The sequence below is a fragment of the Chloroflexota bacterium genome (genome assembly GCA_026389585.1).
Lineage (GTDB): Bacteria > Chloroflexota > Dehalococcoidia > UBA2247 > RBG-13-53-26 > JAPLHP01.
On the sequence record JAPLHP010000085.1, the window covers coordinates 1 to 22,580 of the forward strand.

Sequence of the window (22,580 nt, forward strand, 5' to 3'; positions counted from 1 at the left end):
ACTCCTTCCGTGCTCTAATATCCATTGGCTAGCTTTCATCTCCTTCACCACTTAAGCTAGCCCAATTCTCCCCCATTTCGGTTACCTTTTACATGAGTCAACCACCATCCCTTCGGTTACATTTTAGATGAGGCAATTCGATCCTTTCCAAATGACTCCACTTTCTGGTAAACTTAACCGAAGAAAGAATGATACCCAAATACAACCCCCAGGAAATCGAGTCCAAGTGGCAAAACAAATGGGCCGATGACCGAATCTACGAAGTAACCGAAGATACTAGTCGCCCCAAGTGGTATGCACTGACCATGTTCCCCTATACCTCAGGGGATCTCCATATTGGGCACTGGTACGCCATGGCCCCCTCCGATGCTCACGCCCGCTTCAAGCGAATGCAGGGCTACAACGTCCTCCACCCCATGGGCTTCGATGCCTTCGGCCTGCCGGCAGAGAACGCCGCTATCAAGAGACATATCCATCCCCTCAACTGGACCATGCAGAATATTGACACCATGCGTCGCCAGTTGAAGACTATGGGATCATGTTATGACTGGGGCAGGGAGGTCATTACCTGCGTCCCAGAGTACTACAAGTGGACACAATGGTTCTTCCTCCGCCTATATAAGGGCGGCCTGGTCTATCGGGCCAAGGCACCAGTCAACTGGTGTCCCAGTTGCCAGACGGTGCTGGCGAACGAACAGGTGGTCGAGGGAGGCAAGTGCGAACGGTGCAGCACAGCAGTGACCAGAGAAGACAGAGAGCAGTGGTTCCTCCGCATCACCCGCTACGCCGATGAACTCATGTACCACTCCACACTGCAATGGCCCGAACGAATCAAGATCATGCAGAAGAACTGGGTGGGGCGCAGCGAAGGAGTAGATATCTCTTTCGGCTTGGACTACCCTGGGGTTGAGGAAAAGGAAATCTGCATCTTCACCACAAGGCCTGATACCATACTCGGCGTCACCTTCATGGTTCTAGCCCCGGAGCATCCTCTCGTGAGGAAGTTAACCACGCCGGAGCGCAGGGCAAAGGTGGAGGAGTACATCACCGCGTCTAGACGCCAGACAGATATCGAACGTCTTTCCACCGAGAAAGAGAAGACCGGCGTCTTCACAGGAGCCCACGCCACGAACAGACTGAACGGCGAGCGAGTTCCCATCTGGATTGCCGACTATGTACTGCTCAGCTATGGCACTGGTGCCGTGATGGCCGTGCCCGCACATGACACGCGAGATTTCGAGTTTGCCAAAAACTTTGGAATACCGATAAGGACCGTAATCGCGCCGCCAGGATGGTCCGGCGGGGAACTGGCAGAAGCCTACGTGGACCCGGGCACCATGGCCAATTCCGGCCAATTCAATGGGATGCCCAGCGAAAAAGCCATGGAGGCAATAACTAATTTCATAGAGCAGAAAGGGTATGGCAAACGTACCATAACCTATCACCTCCGTGATTGGCTTATCTCCCGCCAGCGCTACTGGGGCGCGCCGATTCCGATGGTCTACTGTGACCGCTGTGGCATAGTTCCAGTGCCTGAGGAGAATCTGCCAGTGCTTCTGCCGCCGGACGCCGATTTCAAACCGACCGGGGAGTCTCCTCTGAAGTACTGCAAATCGTTCGTAGAAACGTCTTGCCCGCAGTGCAAAGCGCCAGCGCAACGCGAGACGGATACCATGGATACCTTCATGTGTTCATCGTGGTACTTCCTTCGCTATGCCAGCCCTCATTATGACCGTAGCGCCTTCGATCCAGAGAAGGTAAAGTACTGGCTGCCGGTGGACCAGTACACAGGCGGCGCTGAGCACGCAGTGATGCACCTCTTCTATGCCCGCTTCTTCATCAAGGCAATTCAAGACCTTGGCCTAGTGGATTTCGATGAACCGTTTGTCCGCCTCTTTAATCAAGGGACCATCATCGCCCAAAAGCATAAGATGAGTAAGTCTCGAGGCAACGTTGTAAACCCTGACGACTATGTATCCGATTTGGGAGCTGACACGGTTCGTGCTTACCTCATGTTTGTCGGACCCTGGGAACAGGGGGGGGAATGGGACGACAGCGGCATCAGCGGCATGAGCCGCTGGTTGAATCGAGTATGGAACCTGGTGCTGCAAGGAGAGGAAACACCCTTACCTACAGAGGCAGTCGACACTGGGGCTGTTAAGGAATTACGCCACAGAACACACAAGACAATCAAGAGGGTTACCGAAGACCTGGAAAGATTTCGCTACAACACCATGCTGGCATACTTAATGGAGTTCACCAACTACCTGGCAAAGGTATTGGCAGATAAATCGGTTGATGTCTCATCATGGCAGGAAGCCATTAATGCCCTACTCCTTCTCCTCGCCCCTACAGCCCCTCACCTGACTGAAGAGCTTTGGGGCAGGGCGGGTCATCCCTATAGCATTCACCATCAGCCCTTCCCAATTTGGGATAAGGATTTGACTGCTGAAGAACAGTTTATCCTGGTTATCCAGGTCAACGGTAAACTCAGAGACAAGATCAACGCCCCTGTCTCTATCACTGAGACCGAAGCCAGAGAGCTAGCCTTTTCGCAACCACGGATAAAAGCTCTCTTGGAGGGAAAGCAAGTAACCAGCGTAATCTATGTGCCGCAAAAGTTAATGAACCTGGTAGTCCGGTAGACGAGGATTTATCCATAGAGTACTGGTTTTCTAAAGGAAACAATAGGCAGAATGCTGTACTATAGTCGCAGGGCCTTATTGTAAATTCTAGCCGAAGGAGGAATATGAGTTACAAGTACATCATCTATGAAGCAAAGGACCATATCGCCACGATCACTCTGAACAAGCCAGAGAAGATGAATGCTTTTCAGTGGTTGGGCCGTGGCGAGGATGCGCGGGAGGTTTGGGATGCCTTTGATCAGGCCGCCGATGACGATGACGTGAAAGTAATCATTCTCAAGGGCTCAGGGAAAGCCTTCACCGTCGGTCATGACCTCACCAAGGTGGGCTTCCTTTATGGTATGGGCACAGGGAAGGAGGGGGAGCGTCGTCCCAGCCAGAGAATAAGGCTGAAGTATGACAAGATGGGCATGGATGACAATATGATGCACGTATTTCTCAATCCCAAGATAACCATTGCCCAGCTTCACGGCTGGTGCATCGGTGGAGGAATCTACTTCCCTCTGCTGTGCGACTTGGCGGTGGCATCTGAAGATGCCCAACTGGGACTTACTGAGCAAAGATTGGGGTTCTCCGGCAGCGGTGTGCTTGGCATAACACATCTGATCTATCATGTGGGTATGAAAAGAGCCCTCGAACTCCTGCTTACCGGGAAGGTAATAACCGGCAAGGAAGCCGCCGCAATCGGGTTGGTGAATAAGGCCGTCCCGGCAGATAAGCTGGATGAGGAGACCATGAAGTACGCCAAGGCCATGACTCTTCTACCCCGTGACGGTATTGCTATTGGCAAGGCCACCCGTCACCTTATCTACGATAGAATAGGTTTGATCAGTGACTTCATTCCAGCGTACATCTCGCATACTCTGTTCACCAACGTGAGGTGGGAGGATGACGAATACAACTTCTTCAAGGAGAGGAGAGACAAGGGCAGCGCTAAAGAGGCCTTCCATAAGAGAGACGAACGCTATAAGGGACTGGTGTAAGGAGAACGCGCCAGCCTGACATAGCTTCCAAAAGAAAGCTATCGGAGAGAGACTTCGTGAATTCACGAAGTCTCTCCATTTTTGACCAATTGTTGGGCTGAAAGCCACTGTGTTATACTGGGCTGTCGAGAACTAGCTTCAGAGGAGGCGTAATGATTGACGAACTGAGGGTATTCAGCGGCAATGCTCATCCTGCTCTAGCCCAAGGGATATGCGACTATCTTGGCACACCTTTGGGGAAAGCTGAGATCTCTGAGTTCAGTAATGAGAACATCTTCGTTCGCCTCCTGGAAAGCGTGAGGGAAAGAGACGTTTTCGTAGTTCAGCCAATCTGCTCCCCGGTAAACAAGAGCTTGATGGAGCTTCTAATTATGCTCGATGCCGTGAAGCGTGCCTCAGCGGGCAGGATTACCGCTGTCGTTCCCTACTATGGCTATGGACGCACCGACAAAAAGGATCAGCCTCGCGTCCCCATAACGGCAAGGCTGGTGGCCGACCTCATCACTGTGGCCGGGGCTAATCGATTGCTCACTGTAGATTTGCACGCTGGGCAGATTCAGGGCTTTTTCCAGATTCCCGTAGACGAGCTTACCGCCCTCCACCTCCTCAGCCGCCACTTCAGGAAAAAAGGGATGGACAACTTAGTTGTGGTAGCCACCGACATTGGGATTTCCAAACGGGCGCGCGATCTGGCAGAGAGGCTGGATGCCCCACTGGCCATTATTGAGAAGAGAAGGGTGGGCAATACGGGTAAATCCGATACCCTAAACGTTATTGGTGATGTGAAGGGAAGGTGTGCCCTTACCGTGGATGATGAGATAGATACAGCTGGATCACTTGTTGGTGCAGTAGCCGCCCTGCAACAACATGGTGCCAAGGAAGTCTATGCCTGCTGCACTCATCCCGTTCTATCTGGACTGGCCGTGGAGAATATCCAATCCTGCCCGGTGAAGGAAGTAGTCGTTACAGACACTCTCCCTGTCACTGGGAATAAGAAGTTGAAGAAAATCACCATTCTATCAGTGGCTCCTATCTTGGGAGAGGCCATCCACCGCATCCACACCGGGCTCTCCATGGGCGCGCTGTTCGAAAAGTTCGAAGAGTAAGAGGAAACATGCTCAAGTGGTTGGGCAGTCTGGTTGACTCCAATGAGAGAGCGCTTCAGCGGCTGCAATCCCTTGTAGATAAGATAAATGCCCTGGAGCCTGAATTAGAACAACTCAGCAGCGCCGAGCTACGGGCTAAGACTGACGAATTCAGGGCCCGTTATCAAGAGAGCAATAGGCTAGACGAACTCCTCCCGGAGGCCTTTGCTGCTGTGAGAGAGGCTGCGAATCGCACGATAAGGCAGCGCCACTTCGATGTGCAGCTAATGGGAGGCATGGTTCTCCATCAGGGGAAAATCGCCGAGATGAAGACGGGCGAAGGTAAGACACTAGTTGCCACTTTGCCCTTATACCTCAATTCCATTACTGGTGAAGGAAGCCATCTGGTTACTGTGAACGATTACCTGGCAAAGCGTGACTGCCAGTGGATGGGACCTATCTACCATGCTCTTGGGATGAGCGTAGCCAGCATCGTACATCAAGACCCTGCCAGTCCCCAGGCTTCATCTTACGTTTATGACCCCGACTACGACTCGAGAGATCCGAGATGGCGTCATCTGCGACCTGCCTCCCGCCGCCAGGCCTACGAGGCTGATATCACCTACGGTACTAACAACGAGTTCGGCTTCGATTACCTGCGCGACAACATGGTGATAGACCTCTCTCAGTGCGTGCAGCGCACCTTACACTACGCCATAGTGGACGAGGTAGATTATATCCTCATTGATGAATCCCGTACTCCCCTTATTATCAGCGGTGCGGCCGAGGAATCAGCACAAAAATATGCCACCTTCGCTCGCCTTGTCCCTCAGATGCTGAAGGAAACAGACTACACCGTAGACGAGAAACTGCGCGCAGTTTCCATTACGGATAACGGCATAGCTAAGATAGAGAGATTACTTAAACAGGAAGGCTTGCTCAAATCTCCAGATCTTTACGATCCCAGTAATTATGCTCTTACGCATTACCTGGAAAGCGCCCTCAAAGCTCATGTTCTCTTCAGGAGGGACAAGGACTACGTCGTAACTAAGGGGAAGGATGGGCCAGAGGTTGTCATCGTCGATGAGTTCACCGGACGCTTGATGCCAGGACGAAGATACTCCGAGGGACTGCACCAGGCCATCGAAGCCAAAGAAAGGGTGAAGGTACAGAGAGAGAGTGTGACTCTGGCGACTATTACCTTCCAGAACTACTTCCGTCTTTATGAGAAACTGGCTGGGATGACCGGGACGGCAGCTACCGAGGCTGAGGAGTTGGACAAGATCTACAAACTCGAAGTGGTGGCCATTCCCACGAACAAAGAAATGATTCGCGATGACTACACTGATCAAATATACAAGGCCGAGGAAGCCAAGTTCAAAGCCGTATGCAATGAGATAGAGAAATTCCACGCCGAGCAGCGGCCGGTGCTGATAGGCACCACCTCTATTGAGAAATCAGAACTCCTCAGCGGATTGCTGCAGCGGAGAGGAATACCCCATCAGGTACTAAACGCCAAGCTCCATGAGAAGGAAGCTTCCATTATTGCCCAGGCAGGAAAGCTCGGGGCGGTGACAGTAGCCACCAATATGGCAGGACGAGGTGTCGATATCATCCTTGGCGGTGAGCCGCCAGACTACAAACCGTATGAGGAAATAAACGACTACATCCTAAAAGAAACTGCGGAGTTCATCGATCAGGGAGTCATTCTCCTTAAAGAACAACAGGTCTTTAAGGGTTGGGAAGAGGCCATTCAAGAGAACCTAACCCAAACAAGAAATGCCATAAGCCTTCAAGAGGAGACAATAAGACAAAGACTGCAAAAACTGCGCGATTATCAGGAGGCCTCGAATGAACCGGATAATGCAAAGTTGTCTGAAATAACCAGAGAAATTGATCAGCAGGAACAGATACTAAAGGCAAGCCTTGAGAAATATCAATACCTAATTGACTCACAGGCTGACGAAATCTATGAAGAGTTGAAGGCCTATCTCTCTAAAGCTGAAAAGCCCTCTATCCTTCAGGAGATTAGATCCCTGATAGATGCCAGAGAAAAGGCAAAGCAAGGCAAGCGGACTATTGCCGAAGTCCTATTAGAACAAAGAAAACGGTTCCTCGATTGGCTTAACAATCATAGGCAGGTCATGAACCTCGGCGGGCTTCACGTTATCGGTACGGAGAAGCACGAGGCCAGACGCATCGACAACCAACTCCGTGGCCGTTCGGGTCGTCAGGGAGACCCGGGAAGCTCGCGCTTCTACGTGTCCCTCGAGGATGATGTAGTACGCCGCTTTGGTGGTGACAGGGTTAAAGGCTTCATGGAGTGGGCAGGCATTGGGGAAGATGTTCCCATCGAGCACTCGCTGGTAAACAGGGCGATCGAAAGCTCTCAGGTCAAGGTCGAGGGTTACCATTTTGAAGTCCGCAAGCATCTGGTGGATTACGATGACGTTGTGAACAAACATCGAGAAGTGATTTACAGCGAACGAAAAGGTATCCTCAGCAACACTGACCTCAAAGCCAATATTCAATCCATGATCCAAGATGAACTTGGCAGATTAGTAGCAGCTCATGCCGGTGAAGAACAGCCCAGCATAGAAGGCCTACTGGAAGACGTGAAGCCCATCATGCCTCTACCACCCGAATTGAATAGCCAAACACTCTCTCAGATACGCCCAGAGGAAATCGAGTCAAGACTGGTTGAACATGCAAAGTCCCTTTATGAAAACAAGGAACAGGAAGTTGGCGAGCAGAACATGCGTATACTGGAGCGTCTGGTGATGCTGCGTGTTCTGGACAACCTGTGGACAGAGCATCTGACTATGATGGATCACATGCGCCAGGGGATTGGGCTACAGGCCGTCGGACAAAGCGATCCACTGGTAGCCTATAAGAAGGAAGGCCACGCCATGTTCCAGAGCCTGCTGGCCAATGTTCAGCATGACATAGTACACACCTTCTACCACGTGGATATTGTGAAGAAAGAGTCTGCACAACAGGCAACAGCTAGCAAACGCAACGCAGTTCCTGACGACAAAAGAACAGGACGCAATGATCCTTGTCCCTGCGGTAGCGGCAAGAAGTACAAGAAGTGCTGCGGCAAATAGATTGCCGCACCACCCACAACTACCCATTATCCAAAACAATTATGAAGAACAGCGAAGTTGCCAAAGTGTTTCAAGATATCGCTGATCTCCTTGAGCTCAAAGGCGAGAGTCTTTTCAAGGTCAGAGCTTACCAGAAAGCTGTCCGCTCCATCGAACATCTGCCAGTAGAGTTGGAGCAGCTTATGAAAAAAGGTGGATTGAGGGAAGTCCCTGGAATCGGCGAAGCTATCGAGAAGAAGATCACTGAGCTATTGACTACCGGGCACCTCACATACTACGAAAACCTGCGGGCCGAATTCCCCAAAGGAATTATGTCGCTGCTCCAGGTACCAGGCATCGGGCCAAAAACCGCGATGCGGCTTTCCACGGAGTTGGGAATAAGATCTCTGGAGGAGTTGGAAACTGCCATCATCGATGGAAGAGTAACTGGACTGTCCCGCCTGGGTGAAAAGACCGCCGAGAACATCCTGCGTCACCTTCAGTCAATGCGCAACAAAGAGCAGCGTATTCCCATTGGCATAGCTCTTTCGCTGGCTGAAGATATCATGACGTCCCTTCAGCAACGCACCCACGTACGGAATCTTACCCCAGCAGGGAGTCTGCGTCGTTTCAAAGATACAATAGGGGACATCGACCTCCTGGGTACCGCTGAGGATGCTGACGCAGTCAGCGATGCTTTCATCAGCCTGCCTCAAGTGAAGGAGGTGCTGGCCAAAGGTGGCACAAAGGCAAGCGTAGTTACCAATAGAGATCTTCAGGTAGACCTACGGATATTGGAGCATGATGCCTTCGGCTCCATGCTCCAATATTTCACTGGCAGCAAGCAGCATAATATCGCTCTCAGAGAAAGGGGCCAGCGGCAGGGATTAAAGTTGAGTGAATACGGTATCACTAATCTGCGAGACGGAAGGTTAGAGAAGTTTGTCACTGAAGAGGAATTCTATCACCGTCTGGGGCTCCAGTATATTCCCCCAGAGTTGCGGGAGGGACAACAGGAGATAGAAAGAGCAAAAGATAACACCATCCCCAGGTTATTGGAGCTTTCAGACATAAAGGGAGATCTTCATGTTCATACCGACTGGAGCGATGGGAATGGTTCATTGAAAGCCATGGCCTTAGCAGCTCGTGCTCTGGGTTACCAATACATAGCAATCACTGACCATTCCAGAGGCCGAGGGATTGCCCATGGCTTGAACGAGGAGAGAGTGAGAGAGCAGGTAGCAGAAATAAAGAAGCTCAACGAGGGACTGAGAGATATTCGTATTCTCACTGGCATCGAGGTGGACATCCGTGCTGACGGGAGACTTGACCTTTCTGACGATATTCTCAAGGAGCTCGATGTGGTAACTGCTGCAGTACATTCATCCATGGGACAAGATCAAGAGAGAATGACCCGAAGAATTCTTCAAGCGATGGTGAATCCCCATGTGGACATGATAGCTCATCTTACTTGTCGGCTGTTGGGGGAGAGAGAGCCAGTCGCCCTGGACATGGAGGCCATCTTCCGTACTGCAGCCCAAACCGGTACAGTCCTGGAAATCAACGCCATGCCGGATCGCCTCGACCTCAAGGATATCCATATCTTTAGAGCCAGAGAGCTGGGAGTGAAGCTGGCCTTAGGCACCGACGCCCATAGCACTGAGCATCTGCACTATATGCGCTTCGGTGTGGGCATAGCCCGCCGTGGCTGGTGTGAGATGCAGCATCTATTAAACACACTGTCGGCAGAAGAGGTGCTGGCCTCTCTAAAGCACTGCTAGGAATTCTTTACTAATCCATGTAATACCACAGAATTATTGTCTTGTTGACCTGGATACATTTCACAGCCTAACATACATAGCCATGAAGCAGAGGAAACAAAAAGGCTGGGATGCTGATCACATCCGCGCCCTGCGGCGACACCTGGGTTTAACCCAACAGGAGCTAGCCGATGAACTGGGAACTCGGCAGCAGACCATCAGTGAGTGGGAGACAGGGATGTACAAGCCTCGGGGTACCTCATCTACCCTGCTTGCTATTGTTGCCGAGAGAGCCGGTTTTGACTACAAGGCAACTCCCTCTGACTCTATCTGAAAATAGAGCCCCCAAAAGCTCTTCTTGTAGCTAGTTGCGAAACTCCTCCCAAAAGCAAATTTACAAAGCTAACCACGCACAGATATGTCCTAGCAGATGTGTTAAGCAAACCCGAAAACCCACTAAATCTCCACCAGAAATTGACTGCCCAAATGCGCACACAACACCCAAGCGCTGACATGGACTAAGTAGACTCAGAAGTTGGAGCTATATTAGACGCTTGCTGAAAGCACGCCGAGCAAAGAATGCTAGTATGGCACTAGCAGCCAAAACAAAGGCAAACTCGGCCAGGTGCTGAGGAAATGGTACAGGAGTGCCAAACAATTGCTGATAGAGTGAGATTACGAAAAAATGAAGGCAGTATATGCCCAGCGAGTAGTCTGCTAGGAACCCGACCCAACGCCAAGAAGGACGCCTGATGTAGAATGACAACAGGAAGACAACCGAGGTGGCTCCCACAATGGACAGTCGTGTGTACGCCGGAATGGCACAACCTCCATTGTATGTAAAGTGGTTCTGGTTTGGTAACCAGTGCCATTCACAAACGGCCGCAACAATTGTCAGGACTAGAATCACCGCAACAAGGGCCTTGAACGAGAGGGACGAGAACCAACCATCGCCATCATCACCTTTGCGTGACACCAAGGCGGCAATGAAGATGTACGGGAGAAAATTCATGGGATTCCAATATGCGTCGAGGATGGAAATCGGGGTTCGTTCATTACGACTACTGGCACGACCACTATAATCAATAGCGAGCCGCCCAGCAGTAGCCAAAGGGCAGATTTCGGAAGCTTGCGGCAGAAATAGAAAGCGCAGGTTAACAGGATCAGAGAGAAAAGGAAGTAGTGAACTGAGTAGTCACCAGTCACTATCCACTGAATCACACCCTTGATGTCCATGTGCCGGACATAGCTGGCCAGGGCCGTAAACCCACCAAAGTGAAGACCCCAGAGTGCCACCCAGAAAAAATACAAGTAAACCAGTCTTTCAATGCGCCCAGTAAAATATGCCCGATTGCCCCCCCTGACTCCAAACAGGAATAGCGACACCAAGAAAAAGACTGGGACTGCTAGAGACAGAAAGTTGAAATGTACTACGTTGAAGATTGTCACATGGTAATGCGAGAAGTTATATGTGTTTATGTCGAACTCACTCGGTTTCTGGAATAGCGCCGTATGAATAGCTACTACTGCCGCTATCATGATAGCCCGTAGGTAGTCAAACCCGTGGTATAGGCGGTTACTCGAGGATGTCACTTTCATGCAGTAGCGTATTCTGAAGTGCAATCATAGATCAGAAAACCAGGATAAGCTCAGCTCGCTGCCAGCAAGGGCTGATTCACCTGTACAAGACCTTTTGCGTTGAACACAAATGCCACCATTGTTCTTTAGGATGAGACAATACCCCGGCTCATTGCCAGTCTTCCGGTGCGAGCTATCTCCTTGATGCCAAAACTGCTAAGCAGTCTAAACAGAGAGCTTAACTTGTCTTCATCCCCAGTGACCTCAACAATCAGGGAATCGGAGGCAACATCCACAATATTAGCCCTGAAGATATCCACAATCTGAATGATCTCACTGCGATTGGCTGGCGTTGCCTTCACCTTGATCAATGCCATCTCTCTATCCACTCTGCTGTCTTGAGTAATATCGTATATCTTGTGCACATCGATTACCTTGTCGAGCTGCTTCCTCACCTGCTCCACCATGGCTGGATCACCATCGATTACAATGGTCATCCGAGAGATCCCTTCCTTCTCGGTATGCCCCACGGCAATGCTTTCAATATTGAAGCCACGCCGGCGGAAGAGACTGGCCACTCGATTGAGTACTCCAGGCTTGTCAGCAACCAAGGCAATTAAAACATGTTTTCCAGAGGTCATTGAGATTTCCCCCTTCAGATATCGAACAGGTCTAAGATATACTCAGATTGAGACACGAGTCACACACCACCACGATTAGTAACGGGAGCCACTGCCTCCTTCTCAGGCTTAGAGCACTCGATCTGATCACAGAAAGCCGCCCCCGGAGGTACCATGGGGTACACGTTTTCCTCAGGCTCAATCATGAAATCGATAAGGAAGGGTCCGGGGTACTCCATGGCTCTCTGAATTGCCGGAATCACTTCAATCCTCTTCTGCACCCTCATGCCTGGGATGCCATAGGCATCGGCTATCTTCACAAAGTCAGGGCCGGACAAAGGTGTCGCTACGTAGCGACGGCCATAGAAAAGCTCCTGCCACTGTCTTACTAACCCCAGGTAACCGTTGTTGAATACGGCTATCTTGATGGCGGTTTTCTCCTGAGCCGCAGTTGCTAGTTCCTGTATGGTCATCTGCAGACTACCATCACCAGCCATGCACCAGACTGTTTTGTCCGGGCAGCCAATCTTGACTCCTATGGCTGCTGGCAGCTCAAAACCCATTGTTCCCAAACCTCCTGACGAGATCAGGCTATTAGGCTTCTTAAAACAGAAATGCTGCGCCGACCACATCTGGTGTTGCCCCACACCAGTAACAATGATAGCATCACCATCAGTTACTTCGCAGATGCTACGAACGACATACTGCGGAAGAAGGTTATCGCCCTCTTTAATCACTGTTGAGGGATGCTCCTGCCGCCACTGCTCCACCTGTCTAATCCAGTCAATGTGGGTCTGAACCACCACCTCCTTGTTCAATTCCCTGAGTATATTCTTCACATCTCCCACAATAGGGACATCCACGCTTATGTTCTTCCCGATTTCGGCTGGATCAATATCGATATGGATGATGCGCGCCTTGGAGGCAAAGGCGCTCACCTTCATGGTAGCCCGGTCGTCAAACCTCATGCCAATCGCCACAATAAGGTCAGCCTCATCCACCGCCATGTTAGCATAGGCCATGCCATGCATCCCCAACATACCCAGACTGAGCATGTGATTCTCAGGAAAGGAGCTAATACCCAATAAGGTAGTGATAACCGGTATCTGGGCCTTCTCGGCCAGTTCCTTGAGCTCCTCATACGCTCCAGAGATTATGGTGCCCCTGCCAGAGATAATCAGAGGACGCTCGGCTTCGCTCATGAGACGAGCCGCCTTCCTGATCTGGGCCGGATGCCCTCGCAGGATCGGCTTGTAGCCGGGAAGATCCGCCTTGGCAGGATAGTGAAACTCAGCCCGCTCAGTAAAAACATCCGATGGTATGTCAATAAGCACTGGACCCGGTCTTCCAGTAGTGGCAATATAAAAGGCCTCCTTGAAGACTCCGGCCAGATCAGCAGCGCTCATGACAACGTAGTTGTGCTTGGTGATAGGCAAAGTGATGCCAGTAATATCTATCTCCTGGAAAGCATCCTTACCGATGTCCGATCTGGACACCTGCCCTGTTATGGCTACTACCGGAGAAGAGTCGAGCTGCGCATTGGCAATTCCGGTCACCAGATTGGTAGCGCCAGGCCCTGAAGTGGCACAACATACACCTGCTTTACCCGTAGCCCTGGCATATCCATCTGCAGCATGAGCAGCCCCCTGCTCGTGGCGAACCAACACATGCCGGATCTGCGGATATTGGGGTAATGTATCGTAGAAAGGCAGAACTTTACCACCCGGGAAGCCAAAGATAACCTCCACTCCCTCTCTTATCAGACTTTCAAAGACAATTTGAGCACCTGTCAGATTCATTATTTCTCCCACTCTATGAGATAAAGATTGCCCCTGTGCTTGCTGAGCTCACCTTCTCCGAATAACGTTTCAAATAGCCCGTGGTTACCTTCGGTTTGAAAGGAGCCAGTTTTGCCAGCCGTCTCTTTATCTCAGCTTTAGATAGCTCCACATCCAGCTTATGCTCGGGAATATTTATGCGTATTATATCACCGTCACGGATAGCAGCAATAGGTCCCCGAGATGCCGCCTCCGGTGAAACGTGCCCAATAGCCGCTCCTCTAGTGGCTCCGGAGAAGCGCCCATCGGTGATAAGGGCCACCTCCTTATCCATGCCCATACCACTCAGGAGCGAGGTGGGCGTCAGCATCTCCGGCATCCCCGGACCTCCCTTTGGCCCCTCGTAGCGGACAACCACCACCTCACCTGCCTTAATACTTCGTTTCATGATAGCCCCTGTAGCCTCCTCCTCAGAGTCAAATACCCTGGCTGGCCCGCGATGAGAGAGCATCTCTAGTGCCACAGCGGCACTCTTCACCACCGCACCTTCAGGAGCCAAGTTGCCGAAAAGTACAGAGAGTCCCCCCTTGGCGGAGTATGGCTTAGAAATGGGACGGATAATGTCTTTATTCTTGTTCTTGGCGCCTGCAATTTCCTCAGCGAGAGACATCCCCGAAACCCTGCTTACCCCCGCTTCAAGTATACTGGCTAATTCTTTCATTAGCGCAGGGATACCACCGGCAAGGTCAAGATCCTCAATGTGATAATCTCCCGCTGGGCTGAGCTTGCAAAGATGGGGGGTTCTCCCACTGACATCATTGATTAGTGATAGAGGAAACTCAACTCCAGCCTCATGGGCGATAGCCATAAGATGGAGGATAGAATTGGTGCTACCACCCAGTGCCGTATCTACCACAAAAGCATTGTACATGGAGTCCTTGGTCACAATGTGGAGCGGATGAATGTCCTCATGCAGAAGCTCCATAATCCTTATTCCTGTTTCTTTCGCCAAGCAAATCCGCCTTGCATCTACAGCTGGTATCGTGCCATTGCCTGCAAGAGCCATCCCCAGGGCCTCAGTGAGGCAGTTCATTGTGTTAGCCGTGAACATTCCCGCACAACTGCCGCAGCCAGGACAAGCTATCTTCTCCAATTCCACTAGCTCTGCACGAGTCATCTTTTTTTGGGCCACCTTGCCCACCGCCACGAACACCGAATTAAGGTCAACAGCCTGGGTCCCCAACCTACCGACCATCATAGGCCCACCGCTGACAAAGATTGAGGGAATATTCAGCCTCACCGCCGCCATAAGCATCCCCGGGATGATCTTGTCACAGTTTGGGATAAACACCAAGGCATCAAAGGCATGTGCCTGGGCCAAAATCTCCACTGAATCAGCGATAAGCTCACGACTCGGCAAGCTGAATCTCATACCAGGATGATTCATGGCAATACCATCACAAACGGCGATGGTATTGACTTCGAAGGGGGTCCCACCAGCCTGTCTTACCCCGCTTTTCACTGCCTCAGCAATGCTGCGCAGGTGAACATGCCCAGGAACAATTTCACTGAAGCTGTTCACAATACCAATAAAGGGCTGGCTCAACTCCCTCTCTGTGCACCCCAGGGCTCGCAGCAAAGCACGGTGCCCAGCGCGCTCAATACCTCGCTTGATGATATCGCTCTTCATACTCCTTCACCCCTTTAAGGCATATGGCCTTCTAAGCGTGGCTACTATGATAACGTAATGTCATTGGTTTGCAAAGTTCCCAGTCGCCAGTTTGCCTCTCCCAGGATTCCAAAGTAGAATTTAAGTTGAAATATACTGTGTTTTGACAGGGCTAGTCTCTCTGAGCTAGCCCTGGAGGTATTTGGAGAGTATCTATTAACCTATCCTGTCTGACCCCTCTCGTCAATGAGATACCAGCTTATCGCCTCTTGATTCATGAAATCGGCGAGAGAACGGGTGAGCATGCAACAACAGTGCCTCGCTTTGCCCAGCCATATCTGGTGGCAGCTCTGCATGAAGAGCTGAGGGTACCAATATTAGTGGTAGTGCCAACGACCGAGGATGCGAAGAGCTTCTATGAACAGCTCCTTGTCTGGCACAGTAGCAGATCTCAAATCCTCCTGTTTCCAAAACCAGATGCTTTGCCATACGAACGACTGGCTACAGATCCTTTTAATGAGCAACAGAGGCTACAAGTCCTAACCAGCCTAATCGCAGCCAAGAGCAAATCCAATCCTGGCAGTCAGCTTCTACTGATCGTCAGTTCCGCTGCCGCCTTAGTACGAAAGACTACCCCGTACAGTGATTTTTCGGCCGCCAGTCACGTTGTGAAACAAGGTACAGAGACAAATCCCTTCGATCTCCTGAACAGATGGAGCAGCATGGGATACCAGAGAGCTCCCCTGGTAGAAACACCCGGCACCATGAGCCACCGTGGTGGCATCGTCGATGTTTACCCACCCAATAGCCAATTGCCAGCCAGAATCGAATTCTTAGGCAACCGAGTAGAGAGCATCCGTCTTTTTGATCCCCAGACACAACGCTCATTGAAACCGGTGCCATCCATAGAACTCATACCTGGTCAAGAAGCTGCCTGGCCAAGCACGGATACACTGATAAGTTACCTAACACCCGATTCTCTCATCATTCTAGCTGCTCCCGGGGAGATAGAGGCTTCTATCAACGAATTGGATTTGCAGGCAAGCCAGGAGCAGGGGTTATTGATAGAAAAAGGTGAACTCCCACAGGATTCACCGGTGTCTTATATTACCTGCCCGGAGTTAAGAACCAAGCTTGAGAGTGTAAAGCAGCGCCTGGTTCTAAACCGGTGGTCCAATGAAAACAGCGATAACGATCCGATAGCTTTTAAGTCTCCTCTCAACTATGCCGGTCAAGTAAAGCCTTTCATTACAGAGACAGGGGACCTGATTCGGAAAGGTTATCGAGTGGTCATTGTCTCACAACAAGCGGCCAGACTCAGCGAGCTCTTCCAGGAAGAAGATATCATCGCCTCTCCTCTTAACCAGATCGAGCACCCGCCTGCAGAAGGCTCTATCACTCTGATCCAAGGCTTCCTCCCTGAAGGCTGGATAATGGGGCATGATCTGGCTGTGTTTAGCGATGCTGAGATTTTCGGCTTTGTCAAGCAACCACGGACAATGAAGCCACGGCCGGCACAAAGCAAAGACATTCTTTCCGTGTCATCCCCGGGAGATCATGTAGTACACATCGACCATGGCATCGCCCGTTTCATCGGCATGAAGAAGCTGCTCCTGGACAATATAGAGCGGGAATATCTGACACTGGAATATGCCTCTGGTGATATGCTCTACGTCCCGATTGACCAGGCTGACCGCGTCAGCCGCTACGTCGGTTCAGTAGGAAAACCTCTTTCCCTGAGCCGCCTGGGCACCATGGAATGGTCACGAGCTAAACAGAGGGTTAAGGAATCAGCCAAAGAAATGGCTCAGGATCTGCTCGACCTCTACGCTGTAAGAGGAGTAGCTCCCGGATTCGCTTTTTCGCCTGACACACCATGGCAGCAGGAACTAGAAGCTTCTTTCCCCTACACGGAGACTCCTGCCCAAATGGAGGCAGTGGAACAAGTTAAGGAGGATATGGAGCAACCTAAGCCCATGGACCGGCTAGTCTGCGGTGACGTAGGTTATGGCAAGACAGAAATCGCCCTCAGAGCATCCTTTAAGGCTGTAATGGATGCGAAACAAGTAGCCGTATTAGTACCCACAACCGTGCTGGCACAGCAGCACCTTGCCACTTTTATGCAGAGATTAGCCGCCTTCCCCATAAAAGTAGAAATGATCAGTCGGTTCCGCTCTGACAAGGAACAGCAAGCTGTCATCGAAGGTCTGAAGAACGGCAGCGTTGACATCTGCATTGGTACCCATCGTCTACTGCAAAAGGACGTGGCCTTCAAGGATCTGGGGCTGGTCATTATCGATGAGGAGCAGAGATTCGGTGTAGCCCATAAAGAGTTCCTCAAGCAGCTACGAAAAGAGGTGGATATAATTACCCTGACTGCAACTCCGATCCCTCGCACTCTTCACATGTCGTTGGTAGGTGTTCGGGATATGAGCACTCTGGAGACCCCTCCAGAGGCACGGTTACCCATCAAAACCTATGTAGCCGAATACAATGAGACACTGATCCGAGAGGCAATAGTCCGCGAGCTGGAACGCAGCGGCCAGGTCTTCTTCGTGCACAACCGAGTCCAAAGCATCACTCGCATTGCCCACAAACTGAGGGAGCTTGTACCAGGGGCTGAGATAGCTATTGCTCATGGGCAAATGAATGAAGAGGAATTAGAGAAGGCCATGCTCAATTTCTATGAGGGCAAGATTGATGTCCTAGCCTGTACCACCATCATTGAATCAGGCCTGGACATACCCAATGTGAACACTCTTATTATCAATGAAGCAGACAAGCTGGGGCTGTCACAACTATATCAGTTGCGCGGCAGGATCGGCAGGGGCAACAACCGTGCCTACGCTTACTTCCTGTACAACAAAGGTAAGCATTTAACTCCAGCAGCAGAGAAAAGGCTTCAGACAATCTTCGAGGCCAGCGAACTAGGGGCCGGTTTTCAAATAGCGATAAAGGACCTGGAGATTCGAGGGGCAGGCAACCTGCTCGGGGCAGAGCAGAGTGGGCACATTGCTGCCGTCGGCTTCGATCTCTATTGTCATCTGCTGTCAGAGGCAGTGACAGAGCTAAAAGAAAAGCAGTCAGGGGAAACTGGAGATGCAGTGAAGGCATCCCCCGCCATTTTGCCCACCATGGAGCTACCCCTTTCCGCATATATCCCCGAGAGCTACGTAGCTGACCTCACTACACGGCTGCCCCTTTACCGGAGAATGGCTAAAATGACGTCAGTCAACGAGATACAAGAACTGGAGAATGAATTAAAGGACAGGTTTGGGAAGCTACCAGCGCCATTGAGAAACCTGCTCTATTTGGTGAAGATCAAAGCCATAGCTGCCCAGGCTGGGGTACAATCCATCTCCAAAGAAGAGGGTCATATAGTGATAAGGTTCAGGGAAGGAATCAGGGTTGACCCAGGGAGGATAGGACAGGCCCAACAAGGAATCAAGGCAGGTCCTACTCAAGTGCAATTAGATATGCGCCTCCTGGGCAACAAATGGCAGAAGGTTCTGGAAGATGTGGTGGTAAGCGTGGCTGGTTGAGAGGCAATCTATATCGGGGTCACAGCAGTACCCCGGGATGGATCATAGCGATGCCTGTTCAAACCCGATGGGGCATGGTTCACCCGTGCTCCCTTTTAGGCTATACTGTAGATAGCTTCAAGGCCAGAACCCGGAACAATGAACATGCTCAATATGCTACACAGATCGATAAAACTGGTTGATGGTCTGGCCTGCTACATCTGGCAGGGCAGAGGAAACAATGCCAATACCTATCTGTTCGCCAATGTCCTGCGGGGAGACCGACCACATGTCATTGTCGATCCAGGATTTACGGTTAATGAGGCGGGAGAACGTTGCTTTGATTCTCTTACGGCTGTGATGCAGCAGGATGGATTCAATATGGAAGACATTGGTCTCATCATCAACACCCATACTCATCCCGATCATTGCCAGGCGACAGAAGCTGTAGTTCAGAAAAGCGCACTGAAGGAAAGAAAGGGGAAAGTGAGCCAGGCGCTTACTGCCCTTTCCAGAGAAGAGGAGGAATACTACCGGACAGTGGGAGAAAGAATGTTTGGCATGTTCGGTATGAAAATGGCCAAACTTGAACCATTTATCTACCTGACGGAAGGTGATCTGAGTTTGGGCAGGGATGAAAAGAGGATAGACCTGCAAATCTTGCACACACCCGGACATTCTCCAGGATCAATAAGTATCTACTGGCCGGACAAAAAGGTCCTCATAACAGGCGATTTGATCTTCTACGGAGGTGTGGGAAGAACTGATTTCCCAGGCGGAAGCATTACCATTCTCAAACAAAGCATCGAGAAGCTTTCCGCCCTGGATGTGGAATACCTGCTCCCCGGTCACTCCACCGAATCAGGCAGCATCATAGAAAGCAAGGTGCTTGTAGAGCACAATTTCAGAGCAGTCAAGTTCCTGATTTGACATACTGTGATAACAACGCTTATTTTGCTTGAGGCCAAGATAGATGGAAATAGATAATAGGATCAAATATGCTATCGAACACACGGAGTTAATAAGACCTCCCCAGCAGAACCTGGCCACCTTCGGTACCACAGATATCCATTACTACTTGCTCACACAGCCTGTGTACACTGAGCTAATGAGCAAAGAGGAAGAAACAGTAGTCAGGGAAGGAAGGGTCATTGCCGAAAGACCGAAGATCATTACTCCATATTACCTGATGAACCTTTTTAATGGCTTTGAACACGGAAAGGAATATGCTGACTACTTGATCCGTAATTATGGCCTCCATGAGCCTGGCCTCCTGTACCGATACAGAAACGAACCTGCAGAGACTAATGTGCTATCCAGTCCCATGGAAGCAGTGGCACACAACATCAGCCAGAAAATAGACAGAGAGCAGAATCCTCTGGCAACAATAATCAAAGGCATTGATGAGCTATGGGATATTTCACTGATGAAGTTTATCCACGATATAACTCAGCGATCATTGACCGGCAACGTGATGGAACTGGGCGTGAGAGGATTCCTGGACATAGATAGCGGCGGTATCCCCAGACACACCAGACATTTGATTGAACAGCTATTTAGAGAAGCCATGAACGAAAGGGCAAAAGTATCTGAACTGGAAGCGGAACTGAGGCAATGGGGATTGTTCGATGAATATGAAGACAGATTCCTCGACCTCTTCCGCAAGAGATAACGGGGATTCCAGCATCATAATAGATGGGGGTAGGAAATGAACCGTGAGGAAAGTGCTTATGTGGCTTTTGGACAATACTGGCTACAGGCCAGGCAGCAGGAGAGTTCGCGTCTGTGGCTGACGAATAGCATGGCCGTCGTATTCGCAGCATTGCTGGCCATAATAGCATGGCAGGGCCTAATCTACTGGTACATAGCTGCCTTTGGGCTGTCGTTAGCGCTTTTCGGCTTCTTCACCAACCATGCCCTGAGAGTACTTTCCGTGCGCTATTCCAGAGTAGCCAGCACGTTGATGGATGTCGAGTTGGGTTTGGGAGACTACCGCAGGTTTGTCGAAGTAGGGGAGGAGAAAAAGGGCATAGAAGGAGCCTGGGAGAATCTATGGAGTCTTCATATAGCCTATGTCATGTTCTACTGCTTCGGCATAGCAGGGTGGGCAGCCCTCTTAACCATGACGAGAGGTACGCCCGCCTGGTTTACCATGACAACTTTCATTCTGATACTCTTTGTTGTCCTGCTTTTCTACCGCGTTTTCCTGTGGCCGCGGGAAAGGAAGGCAGAGACCCAGCCTATAGCTTCAGTAAAACGACAAAGGGAGAGAGAGAAAAGAAAGTCCCCGATTCCTTCAGAAGACACTGAAGAGGGCTGATGGGCCAGTCCAGGCAAGGATTCAATCATCCAGATTGTGACAGGAGAGCGCATCCATGCTACCGGAGTTTCCAGTATTCAGGCAGAGAAGCCCATTAGAATAGGCCTTTGGAGGAGTTCACTCTCATCGGCTAGCTGGCAAATACTCCAGACGTAGAGCACTTGCTTCCCAAGCAGGTGCTCACCAGCTCAAATCCTGCCACCTGCTGCAGGTGATTTGAAAAGTCCTGTCCCCAAGTTTTTCTCTTAGCTTTGCTCATGCGTAATATCCTATCTTTTGAAATCCTCATCGTAAGGGTTTGCAAGGTGTCCCATTTTCGCTGACAGTTCAATGCCAATCCAGAGCCGCCGAGGCAAGAAGAAAGGGTGGACATCGCCGCCCACCCTTTTGAAACTTTGCCTTTGTCTTTGCGTTAGGCCTTCTGCAAGAGCCTCCTGCGAAGGAAGTAGGCCACAATACCTGCTCCCGCGGCTCCAGCGATGCCGACGACAATCCAAATCCACCCCGCAAGGCCTACGCTGGGGCTCTTTGCCAGCACTGCCCATGTGCTGAAGTGGTTGGTGGTGGCACTTAGGGTTAGTGGTATTGACCGTGGTATCAAGCGGCTTCCATTGTGCAGCAGCTTCGTCGTAGTAGGCAAGAACCAGGTTACTAGGGTCTCCTCCTGCCGCAGCTACGTCCTCATCTGAATATCTCACAGTGATGGTCACTGGCTGAGAGAAAGTGACAATGGCGTTGCCATCAGCATCCACGGCTTCGATAGTGAAGAAGGTATTGCCTACCTTGAATCCCTTGGGCGCAGCGGCAGAAGACGGCTCTACCTGCTTGATGGTCACCGTGGTTGTAGTGGCAACGGCACCAGCCGGAAATTCGGCTACGATTCGACCATGTTCTACTTCTACCGCGCCGCCCTCCGTGGTAACGTCCACTGTGACCGACGTGCTTGCCAAAGTGGTGAAGGATGTCTCTGCTGACCAACTGGACCAATCCCCGTGATTATCCTGATGCCTCACATGCCAGTAGTAGGTGGTAGAGTAGCTCAGCGATGGAACCACGATGCTGGTGAGGTGGGCGGCATCGGTGCCGCTATCATAGACCGGGCTGGAGTAGTTCCCTGCCGCCGCAGTGATCTGCCACTGTGAGGCAGCCTGGGTGTCACCGGCATCGGGGTCGGAGAAGGCTGACGACTGCAGTGTTGGCGCCAGACTGACACCGGTGGCTCCGTTTGCCGGGGAGACGTTGCCCGGCCGGCTGGGGGCCTGGTTGGGAGCAGCAATAGTAGTGAAGTGGGTCTCGGTGGACCAGGCGGACCAGGTCCCGTGATTATCCTGATACCTCACACGCCAGTAGTAGGTGGTAGAGTACCTCAGCGATGGGACCACGATGCTGGTGAGGTGGGCAGCATCGGTGCCGCTGTCATAGACCGGGCTGGAGTAGTTCCCTGCCGCCGCAGTGATCTGCCACTGTGAGGCAGCCTGGGTGTCACCGGCATCGGGGTCGGAGAAGGCTGACGACTGCAGTGTTGGCGCCAGACT

At 51.2% G+C, this 22,580-nt stretch carries 15 protein-coding genes; 10 read left to right on the forward strand and 5 right to left on the reverse strand.

The window, feature by feature from the left end; genetic code table 11:
* Positions 1-188 precede the first annotated feature (188 nt).
* The 6 genes from leuS to NTZ04_07830 all read left to right on the forward strand — a co-directional run bounded on the left by leuS (position 189) and on the right by NTZ04_07830 (position 9,893).
* Complete coding sequence (gene leuS, locus NTZ04_07805) at positions 189-2,645, forward strand: leucine--tRNA ligase (protein MCX5992207.1); 2,457 nt, start codon at positions 189-191, stop codon at positions 2,643-2,645.
* Positions 2,646-2,749: 104 nt separating this feature from the next.
* The gene (locus NTZ04_07810) at positions 2,750-3,628 is read left to right on the forward strand and encodes an enoyl-CoA hydratase/isomerase family protein (GenBank protein ID MCX5992208.1); all 879 of its coding nucleotides are present in this window, start codon (positions 2,750-2,752) and stop codon (positions 3,626-3,628) included.
* Positions 3,629-3,780: 152 nt separating this feature from the next.
* Positions 3,781-4,734 (forward strand): ribose-phosphate pyrophosphokinase, encoded by a 954-nt coding sequence (locus NTZ04_07815; GenBank protein MCX5992209.1) that lies wholly within the window; start codon positions 3,781-3,783, stop codon positions 4,732-4,734.
* 8 nt (positions 4,735-4,742) lie between these two features.
* The gene (gene secA / locus NTZ04_07820; GenBank protein ID MCX5992210.1) at positions 4,743-7,820 is read left to right on the forward strand and encodes a preprotein translocase subunit SecA; all 3,078 of its coding nucleotides are present in this window, start codon (positions 4,743-4,745) and stop codon (positions 7,818-7,820) included.
* Positions 7,805-9,580: a DNA polymerase/3'-5' exonuclease PolX gene (gene polX / locus NTZ04_07825; GenBank protein MCX5992211.1), complete on the forward strand. Its 1,776-nt coding sequence runs from the start codon at positions 7,805-7,807 to the stop codon at positions 9,578-9,580. The genes secA and polX overlap by 16 nt, the downstream gene beginning before the upstream one ends.
* Before the next feature lie 82 nt (positions 9,581-9,662).
* Complete coding sequence (locus tag NTZ04_07830; GenBank protein ID MCX5992212.1) at positions 9,663-9,893, forward strand: helix-turn-helix transcriptional regulator; 231 nt, start codon at positions 9,663-9,665, stop codon at positions 9,891-9,893.
* A 674-nt stretch (positions 9,894-10,567) separates the two neighbouring features.
* On the opposite strand, the gene NTZ04_07835 is transcribed toward NTZ04_07830, so the two are convergent.
* The 4 genes from NTZ04_07835 to ilvD form a co-directional block, all read right to left on the reverse strand.
* Positions 10,568-11,158, reverse strand: a complete 591-nt coding sequence (locus NTZ04_07835; protein MCX5992213.1) for an acyltransferase family protein — start codon at positions 11,156-11,158, stop codon at positions 10,568-10,570.
* Between the two features lie 125 nt (positions 11,159-11,283).
* A complete protein-coding gene (gene ilvN, locus NTZ04_07840) occupies positions 11,284-11,778 on the reverse strand; it encodes an acetolactate synthase small subunit (protein MCX5992214.1) in 495 nt (164 codons plus the stop codon).
* Between the two features lie 59 nt (positions 11,779-11,837).
* Positions 11,838-13,556, reverse strand: coding sequence for a biosynthetic-type acetolactate synthase large subunit (ilvB, locus tag NTZ04_07845; protein ID MCX5992215.1), 1,719 nt, complete (start codon positions 13,554-13,556; stop codon positions 11,838-11,840).
* A gap of 13 nt (positions 13,557-13,569) precedes the next feature.
* Positions 13,570-15,225 carry a dihydroxy-acid dehydratase gene (gene ilvD / locus NTZ04_07850; GenBank protein ID MCX5992216.1) on the reverse strand — a complete coding sequence of 552 codons (1,656 nt, stop codon included), beginning with the start codon at positions 15,223-15,225 and terminating at the stop codon, positions 13,570-13,572.
* A gap of 647 nt (positions 15,226-15,872) precedes the next feature.
* On the opposite strand from ilvD, the gene mfd reads away from it, so the two are divergent.
* The 4 genes from mfd to NTZ04_07870 all read left to right on the forward strand — a co-directional run bounded on the left by mfd (position 15,873) and on the right by NTZ04_07870 (position 21,045).
* Positions 15,873-18,746, forward strand: coding sequence for a transcription-repair coupling factor (gene mfd, locus NTZ04_07855; protein MCX5992217.1), 2,874 nt, complete (start codon positions 15,873-15,875; stop codon positions 18,744-18,746).
* Between the two features lie 153 nt (positions 18,747-18,899).
* Positions 18,900-19,655, forward strand: coding sequence for an MBL fold metallo-hydrolase (locus NTZ04_07860; GenBank protein MCX5992218.1), 756 nt, complete (start codon positions 18,900-18,902; stop codon positions 19,653-19,655).
* Between the two features lie 43 nt (positions 19,656-19,698).
* Positions 19,699-20,397, forward strand: coding sequence for a hypothetical protein (locus NTZ04_07865; protein MCX5992219.1), 699 nt, complete (start codon positions 19,699-19,701; stop codon positions 20,395-20,397).
* A 36-nt stretch (positions 20,398-20,433) separates the two neighbouring features.
* A complete protein-coding gene (locus NTZ04_07870; GenBank protein MCX5992220.1) occupies positions 20,434-21,045 on the forward strand; it encodes a hypothetical protein in 612 nt (203 codons plus the stop codon).
* Between the two features lie 269 nt (positions 21,046-21,314).
* Here the strand turns inward: NTZ04_07870 and NTZ04_07875 are convergent.
* On the reverse strand, positions 21,315-22,580 hold a 1,266-nt coding region (locus NTZ04_07875), incomplete at its 5' end, for an Ig-like domain-containing protein (GenBank protein MCX5992221.1).